9 protein-coding genes and 1 tRNA gene are annotated in these 11,158 nt (G+C 40.5%); 6 read left to right on the top strand and 4 right to left on the bottom strand.

Going from position 1 to position 11,158, the window contains the following annotated elements:
• Positions 1–143 precede the first annotated feature (143 nt).
• Positions 144–1,016, top strand: coding sequence for an arylamine N-acetyltransferase family protein (locus A7A69_RS08980; RefSeq protein WP_152877134.1), 873 nt, complete (start codon positions 144–146; stop codon positions 1,014–1,016).
• 305 nt (positions 1,017–1,321) lie between these two features.
• On the opposite strand, the gene ruvB is transcribed toward A7A69_RS08980, so the two are convergent.
• From ruvB to A7A69_RS08965, 3 genes are read right to left on the bottom strand one after another with little or no spacing between them, the layout of a single operon-like run.
• Entirely contained in the window at positions 1,322–2,323 is a 1,002-nt protein-coding gene (ruvB, locus tag A7A69_RS08975) for a Holliday junction branch migration DNA helicase RuvB (protein ID WP_120370211.1), read from the bottom strand.
• Between the two features lie 6 nt (positions 2,324–2,329).
• A complete protein-coding gene (ruvA, locus tag A7A69_RS08970) occupies positions 2,330–2,935 on the bottom strand; it encodes a Holliday junction branch migration protein RuvA (RefSeq protein WP_120370210.1) in 606 nt (201 codons plus the stop codon).
• 53 nt (positions 2,936–2,988) lie between these two features.
• Positions 2,989–4,329 (bottom strand): deoxyguanosinetriphosphate triphosphohydrolase, encoded by a 1,341-nt coding sequence (locus tag A7A69_RS08965; RefSeq protein WP_120370209.1) that lies wholly within the window; start codon positions 4,327–4,329, stop codon positions 2,989–2,991.
• Between the two features lie 276 nt (positions 4,330–4,605).
• Here A7A69_RS08965 and tauA point away from each other — a divergent pair, with 276 nt between their 5' ends.
• From tauA to A7A69_RS08940, 5 genes are all read left to right on the top strand, one after another.
• A complete protein-coding gene (tauA, locus tag A7A69_RS08960; protein WP_152877132.1) occupies positions 4,606–5,628 on the top strand; it encodes a taurine ABC transporter substrate-binding protein in 1,023 nt (340 codons plus the stop codon).
• 12 nt (positions 5,629–5,640) lie between these two features.
• Positions 5,641–6,429, top strand: coding sequence for a taurine ABC transporter ATP-binding protein (locus A7A69_RS08955; protein WP_152877130.1), 789 nt, complete (start codon positions 5,641–5,643; stop codon positions 6,427–6,429).
• Positions 6,429–7,304 carry a taurine ABC transporter permease TauC gene (gene tauC / locus A7A69_RS08950; RefSeq protein ID WP_152877128.1) on the top strand — a complete coding sequence of 292 codons (876 nt, stop codon included), beginning with the start codon at positions 6,429–6,431 and terminating at the stop codon, positions 7,302–7,304. Before A7A69_RS08955 ends, tauC begins: the two co-directional genes overlap by 1 nt.
• 15 nt (positions 7,305–7,319) lie before the next feature.
• Complete coding sequence (gene tauD / locus A7A69_RS08945; RefSeq protein WP_152877126.1) at positions 7,320–8,165, top strand: taurine dioxygenase; 846 nt, start codon at positions 7,320–7,322, stop codon at positions 8,163–8,165.
• A gap of 343 nt (positions 8,166–8,508) precedes the next feature.
• The gene (locus A7A69_RS08940; protein WP_152877124.1) at positions 8,509–10,941 is read left to right on the top strand and encodes a membrane-bound PQQ-dependent dehydrogenase, glucose/quinate/shikimate family; all 2,433 of its coding nucleotides are present in this window, start codon (positions 8,509–8,511) and stop codon (positions 10,939–10,941) included.
• A 115-nt stretch (positions 10,942–11,056) separates the two neighbouring features.
• Here the strand turns inward: A7A69_RS08940 and A7A69_RS08935 are convergent.
• Positions 11,057–11,132, bottom strand: a tRNA-Gly gene (locus tag A7A69_RS08935).
• Positions 11,133–11,158 lie beyond the last annotated feature (26 nt).

The raw sequence follows: 11,158 nt of genomic DNA, 5'->3' as shown, positions 1-11,158 counted from the left end.
GTTTTAATGGGGGCTAATACACCTAATGACAAGAAGAAATAAACGATCAATCAGTACGAAAAAATCAATTTGTATCTGTAGTTAAGATACATTTAAATAAATTTAGAAAAATAGTAGTGAATGAATATCAGGTGTTAAATCATATGAATCCAGATGATCGTATCTCAAAACTATATTTAAATAAATTAGGTTTTTCAGAAAATTTAAGACCTAATCTAGATCATTTAAAGCTAATTTTTTCTAGGCATATAGAACACTTGCCTTTTGGTAATCTGAACTCATTTTTAGGTGACAAAGTTTCAATAGATGTTAATGATATTGCGCAAAAACTCCTTGTGGAAGGCAGAGAGGGATACTGTTTAGAGCAAAATTTGTTGACTTCGTTAGTTTTGAATGAATTGGGTTATAACGCATGCAATCTACTTGCTCGTGTTTATTATCAGCAAAATCCATTGGAAGCACCAATTCGTACCCATCTGGTGACTGTTGTTAAATTTCAAAATGATCAATTATTTTTGTTTGATCCTGGTTTTGGTGGCATGACCCCAGCTCAGGTTTTATCACTTCATTTAGTAGGTGAAACACAACTGACTCCGCTTGAACCTTATCGCATTATCCCCGTAAAAGAATCTGGCATAGTAGCGGAGGCCTTAATTGGCATGCAATATATGGTGCAAGCTTTTGTTCGTAATGAATGGATTAATATATATGCCTTAAATCCTGAGCAATCTGTTGCTCAATCAGACATTATGATTGCAAATTGGTTTATTTCTACATCGCCAGATTCTTTATTTACGCAGGATTTAATTTTTAGCATTGTTGATGAAGACAAAAGATTAAATTTTAGAAATGGCAAATTGATGGTCTATGGTAAAAATGGAAATTCAAAGCAACAATTCACCACAGTCGAAGAAATTAGAGACTGTTTAAAAACAAAATTTAAGCTGAATGTGGATGGTATGAACTTTGACAAGCTTATGGTTAAGTTAGAAAAGCTGGATTTACAAAAGGTTTGAGAGTGAGGAATATATTCCGCAAGAAGTTTCACTTTTTTTAATGCTTTTAATCAAAGCATAGCTTTTCGTCTTGCGCATGAGGAATATATTCCGTAAGAAGCGTTGCCTTGCTTATTGCTATCACTCACAGCATAGCTGTTCGTCTTGCGCCGCTAAAAAGCTTCGCTTTTCTTAACGCTTTCACTCGAAGCATAGCTTCTCGTCTTGCGCATGAGGAATATATTCCGTAAGAAGCGTTGCCTTGCTTATTGCTATCACTCACAGCATAGCTGTTCGTCTTGCGCCGCTAAAAAGCTTCGCTTTTCTTAACGCGGCTCAGGTGGGGTCATTCCAAATTGCGCATAAGCTTGATTGGTCGCAATTCGGCCTCGTGCAGTCCGCATCACGTAGCCTTGTTGGATCAAATACGGCTCAATGACATCTTCCAAAGTCCCACTATCTTCAGCCATTGCGGCAGCAAGGGCTTCAACTCCTGCGGGGCCACCTTCAAAACGTTCTAGTATCATACTCAGGTAACGTCGATCGAGTGTATCTAGGCCAGATTTATCGACGTTGAGCATGTCCAGTGCGCGCTGCGCCATATCCTGAGTGACTTCGCCTGTGCCTTTTACCTGAGCATAGTCACGAACGCGGCGCAACAAACGATTGGCGATACGTGGTGTACCACGTGAACGTCGGGCAATTTCTTCTGATCCTGAGCGAGTAATCGGTACATCCATTAGGTTGGCAGAACGAGTCACAATATGCGTTAAGTCTTCAACAGAATAAAATTCCAAACGCTGCACAATCCCGAAACGATCACGTAAAGGAGAGGTGAGCAAGCCTGCGCGTGTTGTTGCAGCAACCAGTGTAAATGGCGGTAAGTCTAGTTTGATTGAACGTGCCGCTGGCCCTTCACCAATCATGATATCCAGTTGATAATCTTCCATCGCTGGATATAAAATTTCTTCGATGACAGGAGAAAGACGATGAATTTCATCGATAAATAACACATCACCTTCTTCAAGATTGGTCAGCATGGCAGCTAAATCACCAGCCCGTTCCAGCACTGGCCCAGAAGTGGATTTTAAATTCCCTCCCATTTCTCGGGCAATAATATTGGCAAGTGTGGTTTTACCGAGTCCTGGCGGGCCAAAAATCAGGGTGTGATCTAGTGCTTCACCTCGTCCACGTGCAGCACCAATGAAAATTTCCATTTGCTCACGTACCACGGGCTGACCAATGTAGTCTGCCAAAGAAGTCGGGCGAATCGCACGATCAAATTGATCTTCAGGTTTTTCTTTGCCACTAATTAAACGGTCATGCATGATTGATTACTTCATCATTGATTTGAGAGCAGCGCGGATGAGATCTGCCGCTTCGGTGTGATCGGCCTTGACCGCAGCAACTGCTTTTTGTGCTTCAATTGGTTTATAGCCTAATGACTGTAATGCAGCTTCGGCTTCGGCAATAGGCGAGTTTGATACAAACTGAATTTGGCTCATACTGCTGTTGGTGGACGATGCACCTTGATTGGCCAATGCTTTAAATCGATCACGTAGTTCAATCATTAGACGTTCTGCTGTTTTTTTACCCACACCAGGCACCTTTACCAATGTATTGATGTCGTCATGTTCAATAGTTTGAATTAATAGCTCAACGCTTAAAGTCGATAAAATACCGAGTGCCATTTTGGGGCCAACGCCATTGACTTTGAGTAAAGTACGGAAAATGGTTTTTTCCTGAGCTTCCAAAAAACCATACAATTGTTGAGCATCTTCACGAACAACCAAATGTGTCCATAAGGTCGCTTTTTGCCCTTTTTGTAATTGGCAAAATGTTGAAAGTGGCGTATCAATTTCATAGCCAACACCATTGACATTGAGCAGTACCGTAGGGGCTTCAAGTGCAAATACTTCACCAATTAAACAACCGATCATTGAATGTTTTTTTCCTAAAATATAAAAATTAAATCTCTTAAACTATTGAGATATTACATAAAACTTGCACGGCGGCCTTGTAGTACTTGTGCAAGATCATAGGCCTGATGATCTGAAAATTTACTGATAATATCCAGTATTTGCATGATGTTCTGGTAGTGATTATCCTGAAAATTGGCACCAAACTGCTGCAAAATGGACATGAGCCGTTTTTCTTTAAAACTCAAAGCTTTTTGCGGTACGGACAATGGAATAAATGCATCCAGAATAGATTGCAAACTACTATGTGCAATAATTTCCAAATCAGATTTTTGCCGATGCTCAAAGATTTTATTGCGAGCCAAATCTTTGGCTTTTTCGATCCCCAAACCAATATCCGCAGGACAATATTGTAATAAGGTTCCTTCAAGCTGTCCCGATAATATTTCGATATGATGTCTTGCAAAGGCACTGGAAACTTCAGCAACCAGACGTTTCATGACTCGTCCACGTAAAGCTGCAATTTTTTGTTGCCACGTGGTATTGCTTTGTCCTAACTCGTCTGGAATTCCATAATCTGCAATGAGATTTAGAAAAATAGGCTCGACTTCTTCATAAGTCAGCATATTTAAAATAATACCATCTTCCAGATCAATCAGCGCATAACACATGTCATCCGCAGCTTCAAGTAGATAGGTTAATGGATGACGGCAATAATGATATTCACCAAGTTGGATCAAACCAAGTTGTTCAGCAATTTCGACTAAAATTTCTTTTTCAGTTTGATAACAGCCAAATTTTGCTCGTTGGTGGGAAGGTCGATCGCCTTGTGAATCGATGGTTTTAGAAAGCCAAGGATATTTTAGGTAAGCGCCTAAGGTCGCGTGAGTCAGACGCATTCCACCATCATTGGGGTGATAATCAATGCGCGTTAATAAACGTAAACCTTGCGCATTGCCTTCAAACTGGCGTACATCAGCTTCTTCTTCGGGGCTAAGTTCTTTTAAAAAATCATTGTGAGAGGCATCATCAAACCATTCGCGAATCGCATATTCGCCTGCATGTCCATAAGGTGGATTGCCAATATCATGGGCTAGACACGCAGCTTGAATAATCGCTCCGACATCAGAGGGTGAAATCCATGCGGGTAAATCGTCTTTTATTTTTTCGGCGGTCATCATGCCTAGTGAACGACCAATGCAAGATACTTCAAGAGAATGGGTCAGGCGAGTATGGATACCGTCTTGCAGTGCAAAGGGGTGAACTTGTGTTTTACGGTTGAGTTGACGAAAACTCTGAGAAAAGATGATGCGATCATAATCTTTATGAAATGGGCTTCGCCCCAGCTCTGTTGTACTTTTTTTACTACCTAAACGAACTGCTGAAAACAGTTCCATCCAACGCATTTGTTCCATTTATTACTGTTCTTGAGAGATCTACTTTGCATCATGCCAAAAAAAAATTGAAAGCACTAGGGCAGTGCGACATGATTTGTCTGCTAACTGTATTTTCGTCCATTTATCGAGTCGTTTCATCGGAGTTTAACGGGCTATCGACCTATGCTTGGTATGTGCAAAATGTTTCTAAGTTTCTATTGTTAAAATACGCATAAGCAATCCATTTTTTATTATTTTAGATTATAAAGCCGAGTGCCATACCATTTATTTTAATAATGACTTTTATTGAATGTTATGAGCAAAAAAAATTCTAAACCTTTGTGGATTACAGCAATCGTCCTTGTGGCGATTGTTGCTTTTATTGTTTATCAAAATCGTAAAGACCAAGCGTCTGATGCACAAACAGTGTCCCGTAAGTCTGTTGTTATTGCCTATCAAACAGGTGTTGATCCGAGTAAAGTTGCTCAGGCCAATGGAGATTATGAAAAAAATAGTGGTCAGCATATTCAATGGAAAAAATTTGATGCGGGTTCAGATGTAGTCAATGCGTTGGCTTCGGGCGATGTCGTCATTGGTAATATTGGATCAAGTCCATTGGCTGCAGCAGCAAGCCGAAATGTCCCTATTGAAGTGTTTTTAATTACTGCAAAATTAGGTGGCTCAGAAGCATTGGTAGTGAGTCAAAAGTCCAACATCCGTTCACCACAGGATTTGATTGGTAAAACCATTGCTGTGCCTTTTGTTTCGACTACGCATTACAGTTTATTGTCTGCGCTGAAACATTGGGGCATTTCTGAAAATCAGGTCAAAATTATTAATTTGCGCCCGCCTGAAATTGCTGCGGCTTGGGAGCGTGGCGATATTGATGCAACTTATGTTTGGGAACCTGCTTTAAGCAAAGCCAAAGCCACAGGAACGGTACTCACCGATTCTAAACAAGTCGGCGAATGGGGTGCACCGACTTATGATCTATGGGTCGTGCGTAAAGACTTTGCAGAAAAAAATCCAGATTTCCTCAAGTCTTTTGTAAAAACTACACTGACACAAATTGATGCCTATCAGCAAAATCCACAAGCTTTTGTACAGAATCAGTCAAACATTGACAAGATTGCCAAATTAACAGGTTCAGATCCGAAAGATATTCCCTTGTTATTGGCGGGAAATAATTATCTTAATCTTGAGCAGCAACAAAAAACATTATCAGGTGAGTTTGCTAAAAATATTTTTGATACGGCCACTTTCTTAAAAAGTCAGGGTAAGGTCGATCAAGTCAAAGCGAATTATGCTGAAAATGTCAGCACCGCCTTTTTTAAATAAATGGAGTGTGTCATGAGTATATTGAAAGCAGAACATTTGCAATTACAGTTTCCAAAACAGACATTGCCAGTTTTACAAGATATTAGCTTAACGATCGAGTCGGGTTCACTCAATGTAATTTTAGGCGAGTCTGGCTGCGGTAAAACCACATTATTGAATATTTTGGCTGGCTTTCAAAAAGTGGATGCAGGGCAAGTCAAAATTGATCATGAAGTTGTGAATGGGCCAGATGCGCGTCGGGCGGTAGTGTTTCAAGACCATGCGTTATTGCCTTGGCTCAATGTTGAACAAAACGTAGGCTTTGCTTTGGAACTGAAAGGTTTAAGGGAAAGTGAAGTAGAGCAACAAGTAAATTCAATTTTAAAAATTGTAGGTTTGTCTCATGTCGCGCGGGGCAATATCTGGGAGCTTTCAGGCGGTATGAAGCAGCGTGTAGGAATTGCCCGTGCTTTGGTGAGTCACGCACCCTTCATTTTATTGGATGAACCCTTCGCAGCGCTGGATGCCTTTACACGAGAAACCATGCAGCAACTCGTTCTGGATTTATGGATTCAGCAAAATAAGGGTTTTTTCTTGATCACCCATGATATTGAAGAAGCTTTATTGCTTAGTCAGCAGTTGGTGTTGATGACCGCTCATCCAGGTAAAATTGTGGAAACACTACATTTAAATTTTGCTGAACGCTATCGAGCGGGAGAGTCGATCCGCTCGATTAAATCTGATCCAGAATTTATTGCTTTGCGGGAGCAGTTATTTGATCGATTACGCGAACAAAAGCAACAAAGTCATGAGGTGTTGTGATGAATAGTCGGACTGAGTCGATTGCTTACAAGAACCAGATATCTAAACGCAAGACAGCACAAATTGCATCACCGCGTTCTTTTGAAAGTTTTCGAATATTCTTAAACAGACATCATCGTCTGGCATTAAGTGGACTGAGTGTTTTTAGTGTGTTACTGCTTTGGTTTTTGATCACAGCATTGCATGTTGTACCCGCATTATTTTTACCTAGTCCCCAAGCAGTCTGGCAAAAGTTTATAGAAGTCAGTCAGCAGGGTTTTATGAAAGCCACACTTTGGCAACATTTGGCTGCCAGTATTTCTAGAGTTTTATTTGCATTGCTTGCTGCCATTACAATCGGTGTTCCAGTTGGATTATGGATGGGGCTGAATAAATATGCGCGAGCTGTGCTTGACCCATTGGTTGAATTGTTACGCCCAATTCCACCTTTAGCATATTTACCGCTGTTGGTCATTTGGTTTGGTATTGGAGAAACCACAAAAATTTTGCTGATTTTTTTCTCGATATTAGCGCCAGTGATTATCAGTAGTACGCACGGTGTTATCAGTCATCAGCTTAATCGTGAACGTGCTGCTTTGTCACTCGGTGCGACAAAGGCGCAAGTATTTTGGAAAGTGATTTTGCCCACAGCATTACCACATATTTTAACAGGTATAAGAATTGGTCTAGGAGTGGGTTGGTCAACATTGGTTGCCGCTGAGTTAGTTGCGGCCGATCGTGGCATTGGCTTTATGGTGCAATCAGCTGCGCAATTTCTGATTACCGATACCGTGATTTTAGGAATTATTGTGATTGCCGTTGTCGCGGTGAGTTTTGAGTTATTTTTACGTTGGTTGCAACAGCAACTATCACCTTGGTACGGTCAACAGTTATAAGTGATGAGTAGTAAAATGAGTTTAAGCATTGAACAAATCAAACCGAGCATTGGTGCAATCATTACTGGCATTGATTTAAATCATTTAGGTGAACAACAAACAACCGAGATTCAACAGGCTTTATTACAGCATCATGTGATCTTTTTTCGTCAACAACAAATGCTACCACAAGCTCAGGCAGCATTGGCACGTAGCTTTGGTTCTTTGCATATTCATCCGATTTACCCTTCAATGGAAGGAACACCTGAAGTTTTGATTTTGGATAGTTGGCAACAGGATTTACGTGATAATGAGCTTTGGCATACCGATGTCACATTTAGCCAAACACCTCCCTTAGGCTGTGTGCTGCAAGCGATAAAAATTCCTGCGACAGGGGGCGACACACTCTGGTCAAGCGGTATCGCTGCTTTTGCTGCACTTGATACTGATTTACAGCACAAACTGGCAGGATTAACGGCAACCCATGATATTCGTAAATCATTTCCGATTGAGCGATTTGCAACAAATGAGGTAGAACGTGAAAAATTGCAGCAAACATTTAAGCGTAATCCACCAGTTGTTCATCCAGTGGTAAGAACACATCCTGTGACGGGACAACCGATTTTATTTGTGAGCGAAGGTTTTACCACTCGCATTAATGAGTTAAATGAGCATGAAAGTAATGAATTACTAGAGTTTTTGTTCTGGCATTCAACTCAGGAAAAGTTTCACTTACGTTGGAAATGGCAAGAGGGTGATGTTGCGATTTGGGACAATCGATGTACTCAGCATAAAGCATTGTTTGATTATGGGGATGCCCATCGGATTATGCATCGTGCAACGATTAATGGCGATTTGCCTTATCATCAACAAGCCAGCTAACCCTATTAACATTGCATATAGCCCTATCTGAATGATGGGGTTTTTTTATTCACATAATAATTTTAATGGATTATTAAATTTTTTGAATAAACATTAACTGGCGGTTTCTTCATATTTTATTGCAGATAAGATAGAAGGCTAAAATGAATGTCTTTTTATATAAATTTTATATAACTTTTTGAATATAAATTATTTTTATTTTAAAGCAGAAGTTCTTTTATTTTTTAAGAAAACTTTAAGTTTCAGAGAACATTTAAACAACGATCAGAGCATCGTTTTTATAATCAATAAAATGATCTAATAACTATCCCCATACTAAATAAAATTAATAAGGCTTAAAGTTATGGCTTCTTCCATCTATAAAAAAACAAGTAGTATACCCGTAAAAATATTTTCGGTGATTTTACTGTTATTTGCACTGACATTGTTTATTGGCGGGATATATTTAGCCTACTTGGGAGGCTCATGGTATTACGTGATTAGTGGTGTAATATTAATCACTTCAAGTGTTTATTTGCTTAAAAATGATCAGATTGGTGTAAAACTATTTTGGCTTTTCTTCTTCTACACGCTTATCTGGACAATATGGGAAGCGGGTACACGCTATTGGGGATGGGTTCCTCGACTTGCGATTGTGGCCGTTTTTGCTTTCTTTATGAGCCTATTGATGCCAACTATTGGTTCAGGAGCGAGTAAGAAAATTTCATATAGTTTAACTGGCTTTATTATTCTATGTTTTGTTGTTGCGGGTGGTCTGGCTTTTTATCCACATTCATCCTATGTGTCAGGGCAGGAAATTTCAGCGCAGTCTTTGGCGACAAATTCGTCAAACTCTTCGATGACCCAACCAGATACAGATTGGCAATATTATGGTCGTGATGAAAATGCGACCCGTTATTCACCGCTCAACCAAGTTACTCCAGAGAATGTCAATAATCTTGAAGTGGCATGGACGTACAGAACAGGTGATGTTCCTCAGGCAGGCCAAACCAATAAATGGGCTGCTGAAACCACGCCAATTAAAGTGGGTAATGCGGTATATTTATGTAGTGCGACCAATAATATTATTAAATTGGATGCAGCCTCAGGCAAAAAAATCTGGGAACATAAGTCTGGTGTGAAATATGAAAATATTCCATATACCGCTGCATGTAAGGCAGTTACTTTTTATCAATCTAAAACTATTCCCGAAGGACAGGCTTGTCACAACAAACTTATTGTTGGTACCTTAGACATGCGTTTGTTGGCGGTTGACGCTGAAACAGGTGAGTCGTGTCAAGGTTTTGGTCAGCACGGTCAAACCGATTTATCTGTAGGTATTGGTAAGTGGGTACCCGGTCAACTTGCGGTTACTGCGCCTGTACCAATCATTAATGGTGTAATCGTAGTCAATCATCAGGTTCTTGATGGGCAGCGTCGATGGGCACCTTCTGGTGTAATCCGTGGCTATGATGCAGATTCAGGTCAGTTTAAATGGGCATGGGATGTGAACCGTCCAAATGACAACACTGAACCCAAAACAGGTGAGCAATACAGTCGCGGTACACCAAACTCATGGGCTGCCATGATTGGCGATGAAAAATTAGGATTGGTTTATGTTCCAACGGGGAACTCGGCTGCGGATTATTACAGTGCGATGCGCAGTGCGAATGAAAACCGTGTGTCTTCAGCAGTCGTTGCACTCGATGTAAATACAGGACGTGAAAAATGGGTATTCCAAACCGCACATAAAGATGTGTGGGATTATGACATCGGTTCTCAGCCAACATTGCTGGATTATCCAGATGCTTCAGGAAAAAAAGTTCCAGCATTGATTATGCCGACCAAGCGTGGTCAGACGTTTATTCTTGATCGCGCCACAGGCAAAGCTTTAACTAAAGTTGAAGAACGACCAGCACCTGTACCAAGCGATGCAAAGGCTTATCATGCTGTTCCAAATGATCCACGTGCTAAAACTCAACCATGGTCTGTTGAGATTCCACGTTTAGGTTTGCCTGATCTTCAGGAAAAAACCATGTGGGGAATTTCTCCAATTGATCAAATGCTATGTCGTATTAAATTTAAACAGGCGAACTATCTTGGAGAATTTACACCACCAAGTATCGATAAACCTTGGATTGAATTCCCTGGCTACAATGGCGGAAGTGATTGGGGCAGTGTAGCGGTAAATCCTCATTCTGGTTTAATGATTGCTAACTGGAATGTGACTCCAATGTACGACAAATTGGTTACGCGTACAGAAGCCAATAAGCAGGGCTTAAAGTCAATTGATGACCCAAGTTATAAATCAGGTGGTGGCGGTGCTGAAGGAAATGGTGCGATGGCAGATACCCCTTATGGAATTAATGTATCACCATTTTATGCCCCAATTTCTCAGGTCCTTTGTAACGAACCGCCTTATGGCATGATTACAGCCATTGATTTACATAGCAAAAAAGTACTTTGGCAGCACCCATTTGGTAGTGCTGAACACAATGGCCCGTTTGGTTTGCCAACTTACTTGCCAATTAATATTGGTACACCAAATAACGGTGGTCCAATTATTACAGCAGGTGGTCTAACATTTGTTGCTGCTGCGACAGATAATAAATTACATGCATTGGACAACCGTACAGGTAAACTCGTCTGGACTGCAAATCTGCCTGCGGGTGGTCAAGCAACGCCGATGACTTATTCTATCAATGGAGAGCAATATATTGTGATTATGGCGGGTGGACATCATTTTATGAAAACACCAGTCGGTGATTATGTAATTGCTTACAAACTCAAAAAATAATCAGATTTAATGTAAAAACGGACTTTTAATCAGTCCGTTTTTTACTTTAGTCTGCATGATTTTAGTATAGACAAATAAAAAGCCCTCATCTTTCGATAAGGGCTTTTTAAAATTTTGGAGCGGGAAACGAGACTCGAACTCGCGACCCCAACCTTGGCAAGGTTGTGCTCTACCAACTGAGCTATTCCCGCAATGTGAGATGCATTATAGACAGTTT

Origin of the sequence: Acinetobacter guerrae (genome assembly GCF_009372255.1) — a bacterium.
In the GTDB taxonomy this organism is placed as follows: domain Bacteria; phylum Pseudomonadota; class Gammaproteobacteria; order Pseudomonadales; family Moraxellaceae; genus Acinetobacter; species Acinetobacter guerrae.
This window is presented reverse-complemented; position numbering and strand designations above follow the sequence as displayed.